12 protein-coding genes and 2 pseudogenes are annotated in these 15,149 nt (G+C 64.9%); all 14 read right to left on the minus strand.

What is annotated here, in order from left to right; genetic code table 11:
• Window positions 1–739: 739 nt before the first annotated feature.
• The 14 genes and pseudogenes from fni to nifE all read right to left on the minus strand — a co-directional run bounded on the left by fni (window position 740) and on the right by nifE (window position 15,126).
• A complete protein-coding gene (gene fni, locus IVB07_RS33285) occupies window positions 740–1,789 on the minus strand; it encodes a type 2 isopentenyl-diphosphate Delta-isomerase (RefSeq protein WP_247285935.1) in 1,050 nt (349 codons plus the stop codon).
• Between the two features lie 85 nt (window positions 1,790–1,874).
• A pseudogene (locus IVB07_RS33290) lies at window positions 1,875–2,776 on the minus strand (hypothetical protein).
• On the minus strand, window positions 2,773–4,323 hold the full coding sequence (locus IVB07_RS33295; RefSeq protein ID WP_247285934.1) for a hypothetical protein: 1,551 nt from the start codon (window positions 4,321–4,323) through the stop codon (window positions 2,773–2,775). The pseudogene IVB07_RS33290 and the gene IVB07_RS33295 overlap by 4 nt, the downstream one beginning before the upstream one ends.
• Window positions 4,324–4,604: 281 nt before the next feature.
• Window positions 4,605–5,603: a polyprenyl synthetase family protein gene (locus IVB07_RS33300; RefSeq protein ID WP_247285969.1), complete on the minus strand. Its 999-nt coding sequence runs from the start codon at window positions 5,601–5,603 to the stop codon at window positions 4,605–4,607.
• 148 nt (window positions 5,604–5,751) lie between these two features.
• Window positions 5,752–7,089: a cytochrome P450 gene (locus tag IVB07_RS33305; RefSeq protein WP_026233421.1), complete on the minus strand. Its 1,338-nt coding sequence runs from the start codon at window positions 7,087–7,089 to the stop codon at window positions 5,752–5,754.
• A 5-nt stretch (window positions 7,090–7,094) separates the two neighbouring features.
• Window positions 7,095–7,930, minus strand: a pseudogene (locus IVB07_RS33310) (SDR family oxidoreductase).
• A complete protein-coding gene (locus IVB07_RS33315; protein WP_083926492.1) occupies window positions 7,917–8,225 on the minus strand; it encodes a ferredoxin in 309 nt (102 codons plus the stop codon). Before IVB07_RS33315 ends, IVB07_RS33310 begins: the two are co-directional and overlap by 14 nt.
• Before the next feature lies 1 nt (window position 8,226).
• Entirely contained in the window at window positions 8,227–9,516 is a 1,290-nt protein-coding gene (locus IVB07_RS33320) for a cytochrome P450 (RefSeq protein WP_247767834.1), read from the minus strand.
• Between the two features lie 1,178 nt (window positions 9,517–10,694).
• Complete coding sequence (gene fdxB / locus IVB07_RS33325) at window positions 10,695–10,979, minus strand: ferredoxin III, nif-specific (protein ID WP_018457679.1); 285 nt, start codon at window positions 10,977–10,979, stop codon at window positions 10,695–10,697.
• Window positions 10,980–10,992: 13 nt separating this feature from the next.
• The gene (locus tag IVB07_RS33330) at window positions 10,993–11,193 is read right to left on the minus strand and encodes a CCE_0567 family metalloprotein (protein ID WP_018457678.1); all 201 of its coding nucleotides are present in this window, start codon (window positions 11,191–11,193) and stop codon (window positions 10,993–10,995) included.
• Window positions 11,194–11,200: 7 nt separating this feature from the next.
• Entirely contained in the window at window positions 11,201–11,671 is a 471-nt protein-coding gene (locus tag IVB07_RS33335) for a NifX-associated nitrogen fixation protein (protein ID WP_018457677.1), read from the minus strand.
• Between the two features lie 10 nt (window positions 11,672–11,681).
• Window positions 11,682–12,077 carry a nitrogen fixation protein NifX gene (gene nifX, locus IVB07_RS33340; RefSeq protein ID WP_247285929.1) on the minus strand — a complete coding sequence of 132 codons (396 nt, stop codon included), beginning with the start codon at window positions 12,075–12,077 and terminating at the stop codon, window positions 11,682–11,684.
• Window positions 12,078–12,099: 22 nt separating this feature from the next.
• Window positions 12,100–13,482, minus strand: coding sequence for a nitrogenase iron-molybdenum cofactor biosynthesis protein NifN (gene nifN / locus IVB07_RS33345; RefSeq protein WP_247391730.1), 1,383 nt, complete (start codon window positions 13,480–13,482; stop codon window positions 12,100–12,102).
• Window positions 13,483–13,491: 9 nt separating this feature from the next.
• On the minus strand, window positions 13,492–15,126 hold the full coding sequence (gene nifE / locus IVB07_RS33350) for a nitrogenase iron-molybdenum cofactor biosynthesis protein NifE (protein WP_247767389.1): 1,635 nt from the start codon (window positions 15,124–15,126) through the stop codon (window positions 13,492–13,494).
• Between the last annotated feature and the right edge of the window lie 23 nt (window positions 15,127–15,149).

Raw genomic sequence — 15,149 nt, forward strand, 5'->3', positions numbered from 1 at the left:
CCATCAGCTCCGGTGTCGTTCGATCGGCCCTGGATGGCAATCGGGGATTGCGAACCTCAATGGTGCCGCAGACGGTTCGGATCCGGCGTGTCGTCTAGTCGCTGACCGGTCGGAGTGTATGGCAGTCCGGGCAAAACCGGCGAGAAGGGCATATGTCTCCGCCTCATGATTCACGACCGCGCTCTGCAGCGCTGCCATGATCTTCTTGGTATGGCGCATCGACAAGCAAGATGTCGCCGTCGAACAGGCTCTCCCAGCTCTTTGTCTATGCGGACCTCCTCCGGCATGTGTCGTCAAATTCGTTCCGCCCTCGATCGTAACCTTCATTCCACCGCCACCGCTTTGTCTCAAAACGATGCTGACAAACTGCTTGAGCCTAACAACCTTGTTTGACACCACAGAAAGTCTCCTCACGACGGATCGCCCATGACTCGGGGTCGATCGCTACTCCTTCATTGCAATGGACTTGCACCATCTACTCCTTGCCGGTCTCCCGGCGCACCTTGTTCCGGCCCCGTCAGGGGCTCAGCTCGTTCGGCGTGGCCGATCACCCCGATCAAAGCATCGACATAGGCGCCGAATGCGGCTTCACTCTCGGCTGTCCAGTCGGGCATGGCGGGGCGCTTCCCTGGCACGAAGCAGCACCCGAGCAAATCCGCCACCACCGCGAATCCCCGCATCCGCGACTTTCTGGCTGAGTAAGACTAGGCGCCCGCCGCAAGTGCGGACGACGCCGCCATCAACCGGCGGGCAGATGCGCCGATGGCAACAAGCGCGCGTGACGCAACGCCGCCAGATCAGCCGAGCCGGTGCAGAAGCAGGCGACGGCCAACTGGCGGATGACGATCTCGAAATGCGCGACAACCGCCTCGGTGGATACCGTAGCCGCGCGCAGCACGCCGGCCGCCTGCCCGGCCATGTCCGCGCCCAGGCGAATGGCCTTGGCCACGTCGACGCCGTCGCGGATTCCGCCCGACGCGATCAGCTTCACCGTTGGCAGCGCCTCACGTACCGCCTGCAGGCTGGCTGGGGTCGGAATCCCCCAATCGGCGAACGCCATTGCCACTGTACGGTCGGCGGCATCGCGGGCGCGCTCGCCCTCCACCGCGGCCCAACTGGTGCCGCCGGCGCCGGCGACATCGATCACCGCCACGCCCGCCGCAACGAGCGCACAGGCCACCGAGGCGGACAGGCCCGACCCCACTTCCTTGGCCACGATCGGCACGCCCACGCTGCGCGCGGCGCGAGCGATCTGCGCCAGGACGGCGCGCCAGTCGCGGTCGCCCTCCGGCTGTAGCGCTTCCTGCAGCGGATTGAGATGGACGATGAGTCCATCGGCCTCCAGCGCATCTACCGCCCGGCGCGCCAGGTCCAGGCCGTCGGCCTCGCGCAGTTGCGCGGCGCCGATATTGGCCAGCAAGGGAATGTCTGGGGCTAGGCGGCGCAGCGCGCGCGTCAGCCCCTGGGAGTTGCGGGATTGCAGGCTCACGCGCTGCGAACCGACGCACATGGCAATCCCCAAGGCTTGCGCTGCCTCGCTCAGATGCCGGTTGATGGCCTCGGCGCGTGACATGCCGCCGGTCATGGAGCTGATCAGCAGCGGGGCGCGCATGGTCTTGCCCAGCAGCGAGGCGCGCAGGTCGATCTGCGTCAGGTCCAACTCGGGCAATGCGCAGTGTTCGAAACGGACGTACTCCCAACCGGGGGCGATCGTGGCCGGCGCCGTTCGTCGGTCCAGCACGATGTCCAGATGGTCGTCCTTGCGCCGGCTCAGGGCGGTGTCGCTCATGCTCGCTCCGTCCGTCGCATCGGGCGACGGCGTTGCGTCGGATCGGACCGACGGCAGCGCGCGCACGCCGCCGCCTCCCGCGCCTTCAGGCCGGCGCACGCTGGCCTCCCCCGCAGCGTCGCTGCGGTAGCGGCTGCTCGAGGTCTGGTAGTACTGCGCGCGGATGGCCGCCATGGCCTCGATCAACGGTCCCCACGGCGCGGGAAAGCGTTCTTCCGCCATCACCCGGTGCAGCATGCGCGTATGGCCGGCCAGCTCGTCGTTGAGGAACTCCACCGCAGGCATAGCCGGATAGCGCTGCAGCAGCAGGATCGCCGCGTTGTCGGCCTCGCCGGCCGACCTGTCCTTGTCGCGTCCATGCAGATCGTTGTGCAGGCGCCCTATCGCGCAGATGAGCCGCAGGACCTCGCGAAACGCCGGACGCGCGCGCAAGGTCGCCATGTCCAGCCCCCACAGCAACGACAGGCAACAGAACACGTTCGTGTAGGCGATCGAATCGATGCCGTTGTGCAGGTACTCGGCGTAGGACCAGCGTTCCGCCCCTACCGCCTGCGCGTGTCCGCCGCGCAGCGCCGCGCAGTAGCACCGGGTATCGTCAAGAAGCTGAACATAGTCGCGACGATCGTAGGCGAGCGCGGCCAGCGAAGCGCGCAGCACAGCGCATCCCTCGAATCCGGGCAGCGCGCACGGCACGCCCTGCCCCAGCGCCTGCTCCACGGCAGCGAGCTGCTCCGGCGCGATCAGGCCAAGGTCGTTGCAATCGTCGAGCCAGAACAGCAGCGCCAGTTCGCGATAGAACGCCACGATCAGCGTTTCGTCGTGCGGATCGCGGCCGGTGCGGGCGCTGGTGTCGCGCAGGCTCGCCTGGATGCGCTGCAGGATGTACTGGCCGCCCCTGACCGCTTCCACGGCATGCTCGTCGGCGAACCCGGTCAGGGAACGCCCCCACTCCAGCACCTGCTGCAGCGCGCGTTCGGTCTGGATCATGGCGCCGCTCCTGCTCCCTCGGCCGGGACGCGCCGCCCCCAACCAAGCGCCAGCCACAACCCGGCGAGCTCGGCCACGCGCACGACCCGGGTGGGGCAATACAGTTCCTTACCGATCCACAGCGGCGTCTGCGGCAATGCATGCGCCGCATGGCGGGCGAGCATCCACTCGAGCGCACGCGCCACCGCCTGCGCGATGCGCCGGCGCCCTGTCGGCTCTTCGCTCCGGTCCATTGCGTACAACGCGAACAGCGCATAGGCGGTTTCCTCGAATGTGGACGCGCGACCGGCGCCCCAGCCGCCGTCGTCGCGCTGCGCCTGCAGCAGCGCCGCCAGCGCGCGCTCGTCGCGCCACTGGGGCTTGCCTTGCGCCAGCGCAGCGACCGCATGCGCGGTGGGATACAGCCACGAAACGTGCCATTTTTCGTTGTCCCATACACCATGCGGGTTGCGATTGGCCTCGACGTAGGCACTGGTCCCGGCGGCGGGCTTTCCCAACAGTCGCAACGCATGCAGAGCATGGATGTTGGTCGACACCGAGGCATTGCGCTCGCCGGGGAAGGTGACGAACAGCTCGCCGAGTTCGAAATGGCGTAACGCATCGACCGCCGGGTCGCGGCCTGCAAGGCGCAGGACGCACAGCGCAACGGCGGTGTCGTCCGCATCGGCCGCGAAGTGCAAGGCCGGGCCCAGACCGCGCACGCCCAGGCGCGCGTCGAGCTGCGCGACGATCACGCGCACCGCCTCGGCGAGCGCGGGATGCGCGAACAGCCCGGCCAGATGCAGGGTGTACAGCGACCAGCATGGCTCGAACACATTGATCGGCCAGACATTGGGAACGACACCTTCGATGCCGCTGCGCGTCGCCCGCGATGCCGCTAGCAGATACGCGTCGGCGCGCCCGACCTGCGGCGTGCTCCCCTGTGTCACGGCGTGCGCACGACACGCGGCGGTGGCCGCCGGACTGATGCCGATACTGCCGTCGTCATCCGGGCATGCGGTGCTCAGCGAGGTTCCCCAGGCTTCCCAGGAGTGCAGCAACGGATGGCCGCTCGGCAACGTCGCTACCGCCCCCAGCTTGACCAGGCACGCTTGCCGCAACGGCAACAGCGCCGGGTGGCGCGGAAACGCCACGCCGCCCAGTAAGGATGCGGCCTCGCCGCGCAACTGCGGCAGGATCAGCTCCGCGGCGATCGGCGCGTCTTCCGGCACCGTATGCGCGTAGGGATCGGGCTCGCGCTCGAGGAACCGTGTTGCAGCCTGGACTGCGTCGGCAGCGCCGGGAAGAGGATCGGCACGCTGCAATGCCAGCAACGCCGCCCAAGTGGGCGCATGGCGGAACAGCGGGAAGTCCGCGCTTCCCCATCCGCCATCGGCCTGCTGCTGCGCGATAAGCCATGCGTATGCGTCCTGCCGACCGGTGACGTTGCCGCGGAACTGTAGAGCTCGCGCCGTGTCATAGACCGACGGGCCGACGCTGCCGCCGTCGCTCATCTCGCTCAGCAGGTGGCGCAATTCGGAAAGGATCTGTTCGGAAAGCGCGTTCACTCGGGATTTTCCTTCTGCAGACGGTCCGGGCAGACGCCGCGCACGTCGCCGCGGGCCGGTCGCGGCCCCGCGCATGGGCAGCGCCGGACGGTCGCCCTGCTCCGGTGCGGCGACGCGCCGATGCTGGCGCCGGTCCGCCGCATAGGCTTGCGCGCAGCGCGCCGCGGCCGTTCTGGGCAACCGCTGCGATTGGCGCCGCGGACTCGGACACAGTGCAGCATGCATCGCTCCCGCCCGCCGATCGCAGCGGCACAGGGGCGACTCCACGCAGACGGGCGCGCTCATGCGCATGGCGCGTGCTTGAACAGATACGCGTTGGCCCGCAGCAGCATCTGCGCCAACCGTTCCGCACGCGGCCCCAGTGGGGCGATGGCCTCCCCGGCGTCGCGCAACAAATCCAGCGCGAACTGGCGCGCTGCCTGCAGCCCCATGATCGACGCGCAGGTCGGCTTCTGCGCCGCCGCGTCCTTGCCGGGGGTCTTGCCCAGCGTCGCGGTATCAGCTGTCGCGTCGAGAATGTCGTCGACCACCTGCAACGCCAGGCCGAAACAGGCGGTGTAGCGATCGAGCGCACAGTACAGCGCAGCGTGCGCGGCATCCTCGGCGATGGTGCATAGCGCGCCCATGCGAACGGACGCGCGCACTAGCGCTCCGCTCTTCATCCGGTGCATCGCCACGATCCTGTCCAGCTCGACGTGCTTTCCGACCAGCGACAGATCCATGGCCTGCCCGCCTGCGGCACCCTCGGCGGACACCGCCTGCGCCAGTTCGCGCACGAGCGCGATACGGTTGTCGGCCGGCACATCCAGGCTCGCCAGGGTCAGGAAGGCGTGCGCCTGCAGCGCATCGCCGACCAGGATCGCAGTGGCTTCGCCGAACTTGACGTGCACGGTCGGAAGGCCGCGGCGAAGCACGTCGTCGTCCATCGCGGGCAGGTCGTCGTGGACCAGGGTACAGGCATGGATCATCTCGATGGCGGCGCCGATGTCGTCGAGCATGTGCGCCGGCGTGTCGGCCAGTGCGCCGGCAGCCAGACAGAGCAAGGCGCGGGTGCGCTTCCCACCATTCAAGGTGGCGTAGCGCATCGCCGCCATCAGCTCGGCCTCACCATCGTCTTCGGCGCAGAGAAGACGCGCCAACGCCTGTTCGACCCGCTTTGCGCCGTCCTGCATCCAGATCTCCGGCAGCAGCCTGCCGGATGCGCCGCGCACCTGCGCGCCCAATCCGCCGAGCGCGGAAACGCCAGTTCGGTCGTCGTGTAGCGTAGAACCGGTCTGCATGTTGTTCATGTCCTTGTACCTGACACGGCCACGGCGAGCGCCGAGCCGCCGCGGTGTTGCCGGCGTCGCACCGAGCGCACGCGCCCAGTGCAGCAATGCCGCCCGTCGCCGGCGCCGCTGCCTCGCCACACGGGGATGCGATGCCAGTTCATGAGAAGCCGATGCGGATTGTCATGGACGGATGTGCGGTTGGGTAATAGCGCCGGCCTTTTTCGACGCCGCTCAGCAACCGTGGCCGCACCCCGGCCTTGTGCATGGTGAGCGCCAAGGCGATGCAGAACTGCACTAGTTCCAGCCATACCAAGTGGTAGCCGATGCAGACGTGTGGGCCGGTACCGAACTGCAGCATGTCCACCGGCTGGATCGGCTCCGTGCGTTGCAGCCACCGCGACGGGCGGAACTGATCAGGCGCCTCGTGCAGCAGCGCCGAGGTCGAGAAATGGAGCAGCGGGATGCACAGATGGGTGCCCGCGGGAATGCGCCGTTGGCCGAGTTGCAATTCCTGCAGCGCGCGACGCGGCAGGAGCGTGGCCGTCGGATGCACGCGCAGCGTCTCGCGGAACAGCGCCTCGGCGACCGGACACTGCGCCAGGTCCGCGTGCCGGGTCGGCACCGCGCCCACGCGTTGCGCCTCCTCGACCAGGGCGTCCCACAGCACAGGCTGCCGCGCCAGCTCGATCACCATCCAGGCCATCGTCGAGGCAGTGGTGTCGTGACCGGCAAGCAGCAGCAAGCGGATATTGGCGACCAGGACGTCGTCGGACATCCCATCATCGCTGCGATCGAAGGCGCTCACCAGGTCGTTGATCAACCCCGTGCGCGCGGCATGCGCGCGCACGTCGCGGACGAATTGGCGCAACTGTGCGTCGATCCAGTCGCGGGCGGCGCGGCCGCGCCGCAGGGGCAGTCCGGGCAGGTCGACCGGGGGCGCGACGATCAACTGCACCAGTTGCCGGTACTTGCGATGCCATTCCGGCAGGTCCTGCGCGGGGATTCCCAAGAGGCTGAAGATCAGCTTGAGCATCAGGTCGCCGGTTTCGCGCAGGATAGTTACGTCGCCGCGGTCGCGCCACGCCTGCACCCGCGCTCGGATGACGGGCACGAACAGGTCGCCGATGCCGGCCTGGGTCAGCCCCTTGGGCAGGAACGCCGCCTTGATCGCATCGCGCGCCTGCCGGTGCGCGCCGCCGTCCTGGGTAACCAACGTTCCGCCAAGCAATTCGGGCGCGATCTCTTCGATCAGCGCCGAGGACACGTCCTTGTGCCGGAGCAGTGCGAACGCATCCGGATCCACGCATGTCATCATGTGTCCGGCAGGGCCGAAATCCAGCCAGAAGTGGCTGCCCAGCATCCCTTCCGCGCGCCGCAGCAGGCGCGGCAGGTCGCAGACGATGGCGGGAAGATGCCCCACCAGGGGGAAAGCGCCGGGCACGACCGGGATGTCGTGCCGCAGCCGGTGCCGACGGTCCAGCGGGTTGAGCAGCATGTCCGTCAGCAGCGCGGCGCCGCGGCCGCTTCGGCGGTGTGCCGGCAGGCCGCGCGGCGCGGCTGTTGCCACGCTCGGCGTACGTCGGCACATGGGCCAGCATGCCGAAGTCGATGCACACGACCTGGCCGGTGATGAACGCAGCATCGTCGTAGAGCAGGAATGCCACCAGCGCGGCCACGTCCCTCGGCGCAGCCGACGCGCGGCAGGAGCTGGTGCCGCCGCAGATGCCGTTGCATGCACTCGTCCAGCTTGGCGAGGAGACGCTCGGTCATGACGAGACCCGGCGCAATCGCGTTACAGCGGATCTGCGCATGACCGTACTGAGTGGCGAGCGAGGCCCACAGCATTTTCATCGCCGCCTTCGACGCGGCGTAGGACGTCTGCGCGGGGTCAGCGCTGAGCCCCTGCCACGACCCCATGTTGACGATCGCGCCACCGCCGCGAGCGATATGGCCTGCGGGCAGCAGAGCAGCGTGCCGCGCAGATTGGTCGCCATGGTCTCATCCGAGACGGTCAGGTCCGGGTCGAGGATCGCGCAGTGGCGCGGGGTCAGATGCATGTCGCTCGCGTTGTTCACCAGCAGGTCAACCCCGCCAAAGTGCCGCTCCGCCGTTTCGAGCAGCGCTGCCACCGACTGTGCGTCCGCGATGTCCATGGCCACGGCCAGCCGCGTGGCCCGCTTCGGCCGCGATCTGCGCGGTGCAGGCGATGCCCGCCGAGCCACCAATGTGGGCCACCACCACTCTGCCGCCCTCGCGCGCGATGGCGAGGGCGCTGCCTTGCCGATGCCGGCGCCAGCGCCGGTCACCACGGCCACCTTGCCTTCAAACCGCGCCATCGTGTCCTCCTGGATTGCGTTGTTCTTTCGCGGCATGCAGCTCGGCCTCTCCCGGAGAAGGCGCAGGGTCGGCGCTGGCGCGCTCGTCATCGCCAACGTCGCTTTCGATGACCCGAATGGCGGCGACTGGGCATTGGCTGGCCGCAAGCCGCACGGCGGCGTGTAGCGCCTGCGGGACCGTCGCCACGCACACTTCGGCCACGCCGTCCGGTTCGCGCGGGCGAAAGGCGCCCGGCAGCGTCAGCACGCACTGCCCGGTCGTTGCGCACAGATCCTGGTCCACCACGACGCGCATCTCAGCCCCCTTGCCCACGCAGCCGCACCGGCAGCGCGCGGAACGTCCTAAGGAACTCGGAGGGCTCCCGGGTCGGCGGCTCGGCCAATGCCAGCGTGGGGAAGCGCGCCTGGATCCGCGGCAGGCTCTCGGCCAACTGCACCCTGGCCAGTTGCGCACCGACGCAGAAGCGGATGCCGTGGCCGAAGCTCAGCATGATCTTTCCGTCCGTCGACATGCCGGGACTGGTGCCGTAGAACCGGGCGGGATCAAAGCGGTCGGGATCGGCGAAGGCGTCCGGGTCGCGATTGCCGGCCGCGATCAGCACGCGCACGTCCGCGTTCTTCGGGATCACCACGCCGCCCAATTCGATGTCGAGCTGGGCGATCCGCATAGTGGTGCTGAACATGACGGGCGAATCGCGGCGCAGGACTTCTTCGACGAATGCCTGCACCCCCACGGCGTCTCCCTCAAGCCAGTGCCGCTGTTCGGGATACGCTAGCATCGCCAACACCGCATGGTCGATGGTCGCAGCAGTGGTTGAGAAGCCGCCCAGCAGCATGCCCCAAAGCATGCTGATCAACTCCGCATCCGACAGCGTGTCGGCATCGTCGTCGTGTGCGCCGACCAGCATCGACACGACGTCGTGGCGGGGATCGGTGCGCTTACGCTGTATGAGGTCCCCGAAGTAGGCCTGCACCCTGGCGCTGGCCGCGTCGGCCGCGGCGAGCTGGGGGTCGCTAGCGTGCGGGCCCAGGCCTTTCAGAATGGGGTCGATGACGGCGGCGAGCCCGAACATGTCGTCCTGGGGCATGCCGAACAGTTCGGCCAAGACCAGCATGGGCAAGGCCAGCGCGAATTCCCGATGCAGGTCCACCGGCTCCCCGCGCTCCAGCGCGGGCGCCATGCCGTCCAGGCGCGCTGCGACGATGCGCGCGATGCTCGGCCGCAGGTTTTCGATCTGGCGCATGGTGAAATCGCGCGAGATCAGCCGGCGCAGACGCGTATGCGCCGGTGGGTCCTTCATCGCTATTGTAGACGCCAGCAGATTGAGTGACCGGCTGGTCGCCGCACGCGGAAAATAGCGCGCCAGTTCGCCCGGCGCCGGTGCCCGAAACGCATCGCCCGTGGCCTTGAGCGCCCAGTAAATATCGGCGTGGCGGCTCAATAGAAAGAGGCCCGACGCCGCGCGATGCACCGGATCGTGCTCGCGCAACCACCGCATAAACGGATACGGGTCGTGGGTGCGCGCTGGCGACGCCAGTTCGGCGAAGGCGTCCCGGCATGCTGCCGTGGTTTCTTGCACGTCCATCTTCCTTACCTGTTGGCTGGCTGATCCGACCGGCGCGCGCCAGGCGCTCGGGCAAACTGCTGAGAACATCGGGGCGATTTCGCCGAGGCCCCCTGCCCATAGAATGCTGTCTGATGCGGATTTGACATTTTGCTTTTCTTTCTTCGTTCCATCGATCGCGGTGTCATCCACGAAATGAAGGTCGGTCGGCGGCTCCCGGCTCGCAACGAAGGAGCTTCAAAACTCGTGCCAATTTGGCCGACCCAGCAGAAGGAAAAGATTGTGATTGCTTTCAGCGGATTAGCCTGAGGCCAGACAAGAGCTCGCGAACTAGGCCAGTGTCGCGGACCAACAAAGGCGACAGAACAGTGTCGGATAGTCGTCAGACGCCAGACTGGCGACACCTTCTTTATCAGTTCTCCTGAATGACGATTCCAGTTGCTGGAATATATGCGGCCTCTCGCAAGTGGACTGCTGTTGCAGGCAGGCCATAATGAGATCCGCGCACACGCGTTCCCAATGAAGGTTTGGGGCACGAAGCCCGCTTTTTTGCACAGGGCTTACGGTATGCTGATCCACTGTTTCGTCATCACTATCGCGAACCTTGCAATCGAGCCAGAAGCGTCAGGCAAACGCGGGATCTCTGCCTTCGTCGCCACGCATCTGCTCGAAGCGCTAACAAAGACAGTGCTCCAGATCGACTTCACGTCCGTCGCGATGTCCGGGACTGTTAGCATTCTTGCTCTTCGGGGGAGCGCTCCACGTCGATCTCGCAACGTTGGTAAGCCGCGCCGTACCCCGAATCGAGCTTGCCACCTTCGCCACGATCACGTCGACGTTTATCCTTGGCTTTCTATTCTGGCAGCCCGCTGGTCTCCTTGGTTAGTCGCTGCCGCTGTCTTTGGCGCTCGTGTCTGGCGGCCTCATCAGCCTGACCGATCCGGTAGCGGTCATGGGTACGCTCAAAATGTAAAGGCACCTGAAAGTCTCGAGGTCGAGATGCAGGGCGAGTCACTCTTCAACGAGGTGTCGGCATTGTCGTTTTCACGATCCTGCTGGCCTTCGCCGCCGGCGGTCCATGCGAGGTCGCGGCCCGATTCGGCAACTGCCGGCTTCACGCCAGAACAGGTCGGATCTGGGAGTTCCCTACCAGCTTGTATCTGACAACTCACTCGTCGATCTCGTCGGAGAAAGCTGAATCAACCAGGTGGTGTGTGGGTCTGACAGTTTGTTGGGCACACCCGGGCGCAGGCGCTGCAGCCGATGCAAGCGCCTTCGTCCTTCAGCACCATGACCTTCTTTTCGAGCTCATCGTCGTCCTCATCGAGATCGATGATCTCGCCACCCTCGCTTAGCCCCTTCAGCGTCATGACCTCACGGCCGCAGATCTTGTAGCAGCGGCCGCAGCCGATACACTTGTTGGGATCGATAGAAACCAGGTAGTCCGGCCTCCAATTGCGACCGTCGCGGGTCCTGAATGACATGGCTAACCGTCCGCTATGTTTTGTCCAGCGCCTCGAGATATTGGCGCTTGCTTTCGAGCTCGCTGAAGGCAGCGTGGGCCTTCTGGGCCACGCTCAGGATCGACGACCAGTTGACCGGCAGCTCCTCGGAGAGGTCGTGGAGGTCCATCTTGGCCTGGGTCGCCTTGGCCGACAGCTTCTTTATTTCCGCTTTCAGAGTTTCGATATCGCTCACACTTGCCTCAACAACTCGCCACTTCCGGGAACTTACGGATCATCTCAACGCCGCTGTTGACGAATTTGTCGCCTTGATTGGCGAGATCAGAGAGATGGTCGAAACCAAAGCGATGCACGTCGCGCAGCTGCTTGCTCACGACAACGAGCCGGCCGCCGATCAGCACGATCCGACCGAACCCTTCGTGATGCATCTTCAGCATTGGCGAGATCATCACACCGGTTGCCTTCTCGATAGAGAGCGCAACGGCGTCGAAGAACAGCTCCAGCCGCCATGTCGTGTCCGGGTCGGGATTGCCGACGATCGGCAGCGCACGGCGCTTGCGCTTATCGAGAACGTAGGGTTCGAGCAGCTCAAGATCCTTTTTGCCCTCCCAGGCGCCGTGGGTGTCCTGGGCGCGCCAGATCTTGATGAGCTCTTTCAGAAATGGCCATTCCGCGGCGGCGGCGGCTGGAGTGACTTCAGACGGATCGGCCATCTTTATTCCTTCAGGCTTCGAAATCCACCGTACGATCCCGGCTTTTGGTGAGCAGCTTCCGCAGCCAGGGCGGCGGCGACCCCTTCAGCACGGTTTCGAGTTTGACGCAAAGGTCGTGGATGGGCTCTGGCTGCAGCACCTTCATCGGATGGATGTTCCTGGCGACGACTCGCGCAGCACCCGAGCCGCCAATCGCCGCAACATAGAGGATTGCGCACTCCCTGATCGCCTCGATCTTCGGCGCGAGCTTATCCTCATTGCCGTCTTCGGTGAGGTCACCGTCGAATTGGATCGCCTCGATGAACCGATGCCCGTCCGGGCCGACCTCGTAGATCACGATGTTCTTGGCCCAGCCGAAGTGGGCATCGACGTGCTTCAAGTCCTGAGTGGCGAATGCAACTTTCATCCGGGTTGTTTTCTCTCCCTGCTCAATGCAACTGGGGTGGATGGACCTGTGGGCCGCCGCAGCTTGATCGCCAGGTGTCGGGCGTCGGCCCATGGTTCGCTTCGCGGTCCGTGATGATCAGATTGGCGATGTCAAAGATCAGATCGCGCGTGCCGCGATAGCCAACCATCGTGAGGTGCGCAGCGCCAAGGCGATCGAACATCGGAAAGCCTACCCGGAAGAACGGGACATTGAGTCGCGAAGCGGCCTGGCGACCATGTGAATGCGACATCAAGAGGTCGCAGTCACGCGACCTGGCAAGCTCTTCAAGGTCCTCCAGATCGCCGATCAGGACGTCCTCGGTCCTGACCCGCTGGAGCACCGGTGAGTTCGTCGTCGTCACCGCAGCACTTACCTGTGCGCCCATCTCGTGGAGCAAGCTGGAGAGATCGAATAATAAGTCCGGCTCGGCGCCGATCGCGAGCTTGCGGCCGCCGATATGGAAATGTGCATCCAGCATGGCGTCTGCCAGCTGTCCACGCTGCCGGCGATATTTCCAGGGCACCGACCGCCCGCTGATCTGGCTCAGGAAGGCGATGAATTCGTCATTTGGGATAAGGCCACAGAGCCGCTCGAACAGGCGGAACGGCGCGCCTGTCCGCACCTGCATGGCCTCGGCCGCACGGCGCATCTGCGCGCCGATCGCGATCGTCCAGGCCACCTGCCCCATGGTCGCAATCTCGTCCACTCCAATGCCCCCGATCGTGGTGGGCGTGAATTCGTCGGGGATGTGACCGTCCAGCGAACCGGCGACGTCCGGCAGGAACGAGGGCTTGAGCCCAAAATCCTCAAAAATCGTGCGCAGCTCGTCGAGATCGCCGGGCGTCAGGTGGCATCCAGGTAGCACGTTGACGCGGGAGATATCGCGCGGTCTCGCCGTGTCGACGGGAGCCACAAGCATCTCGATCATCCGCGCCACTGTCTTGCCCCAGCCATCCTGAAAGGCATCCTTGAAATCCGGGGTGGAGACGTAGACAAGGGGCAGCTTTTCGAGCTTCGGATGCTTCTGTCGGATCAACCGGATGAAGGCTTCGACGTCATCGCCGTTGGTCTCGGTGACGCCAGTCGAATTGATACCAATGATCTCAGGCTCGAGCCGATTGTAGATGTTGAGGATCGCCTGTTCGAGATTCTCGTGGCCACCGAGCACGGTGGCAACCTCGCTCATGGCCGTCGTCTGCATCGGCACGGCTTCATTGAAATGGCGCACGAACAGCGTTAGCCCGAAGGAGGTGCAACCTTGCGGACCGTGCAAAAGCGGCATCGCGCCGCGCAGTCCCAGGAAGGCAAATGAGCCGCCGATCGGCTGGCTCATTTTGAGCGGATTGACCGAACAGGCTTTCTTCGAGGTAGTGACGATCGCCATGCCGTTCCCCTACTCCGCCGCCTGCAGCGCAGGGGGCTGCAAATCGGAACGAATGTCCTTACAAGCAACGCACCGTGAGGTGGAATTGGTGCATGGCTTGGCGAGGTTCAGCCCATGGGCCGCAATCGCGCTCTCGCCACCGCTGGCCTCATTTTCATTCGCGAGACTTATCGTATTGACGCCGTTCTTGCTCGCGTCTCGAACCGGATCAGCGGCTTGCGCATACATCTGCGCAACCGTCCTTCCCTGACGCTTTCGGTCGAACTCATCCCATGGCGCGGCTTGGCGGAGCTGATCCCATATCGGATTGTAGAGCGCTTTCTCGATCTCCTCCATGAGCTTGACAATCCCGATATAGCCCATATAGGCGTGGCAGCGCTCCTGGTTGATATCGAGCCACGGCATCGCCGCCTTTAGTGCGACGAATTGCGACTTGCCGCCGGAGAGCATGATGTCGGCTTTTGCGTCCTTTAGCATCTTGTAGATCTCGCGAGGCGACATGTCCTCGATCATGTGGGCGTGCTGGCCCATTAACTCCTTGATACGTTCCTTGTCCTTCTTGGTCGATTTCTTCACGGACGTGCCGACGATCTCGAGCCCGGCCTCTTGCAAAGCGGACACCATCGACCAGGATTTCACGCCACCGGTGATGAGAACAACCCTCTTTACGGCAAAGCGTGGCTTGAAACGTTCAATCGCAGCCCAGGCTTTGGTCTCTTCGCGTGCGATCAGGGCTTGCGTGCGTTCCATCAGCTCGGCCGGCGCGCCGCGTTCGATCAGCATGCGCGCGATCTGGCGTAGTGAATCGCTGGAATCCTCAATACCGTAGAAAGAGCCTTCAAAAAACGGGATGCCGTAGCGCTGCCTCATCTTGCGTGCGACGTTGATCATTGCCTTTGAGCAGACCATCATCGCGGCTTTGGCTCGGTGCGAATAAGCCACCTCGCGATACTTGCCGTCCCCCGAGATGCACGACAGGATCCGGATTCCGAGCTCATCGAGCAGCGGCTTGACCTGCCAGAGCTCGCCGGACAGGTTGTATTCGCCGATGATGTTGATGTCATACGCAGTGGTGTAATCGGGCTCTCCGGTACCGATGACGTGCTCCAGCAGTGCTTCGCCTGCGAGCTTGTTGCCGAGGTTCTTCGACCCCACAAATCCCGGTGCATTGATGGGAATGACCGGTTTGCCAAGTTTGGCGGAGGCTGCCTTGCAGACCGCATCGATGTCGTCACCGATCATTGCGGGCACGCATGTCTGGTAGACGAAGATGGCCTGCGGGTCGTATTTCTCTGTGATCTCCTTGACTGCCCTGTACAGCCGCTTCTCGCCGCCGAACACGATGTCGGTCTCGCTCATGTCCGTGGTGAAGCTTCTGCGCCACAGATCGGAGCCGGAGGAGGCGGAACCGCGATTGTCCCAAGAATTGCCCTCACAGGCGATTGGACCATGCACAAGATGGGCGACGTCGGTGAAGGGCTGCAGTGCGACTTTGGCGCCATCGAAGGCACACCCACCGGCGACGCCGCCCGGCTTCAGCTGCTTGGTGCATCCATTCTTGCGCTCGACGTTCGACTTGCTCGCATTCCTGGCGCAGCCCGGTTCGTTAAAGACGTCCTGTATGGTCGTGGGAAGCGAAGTCATGGTGTCTCTTTCGGGGATGTCAA

This window comes from Bradyrhizobium sp. 172 (genome assembly GCF_023101065.1).
Lineage (GTDB): Bacteria > Pseudomonadota > Alphaproteobacteria > Rhizobiales > Xanthobacteraceae > Bradyrhizobium > Bradyrhizobium canariense_D.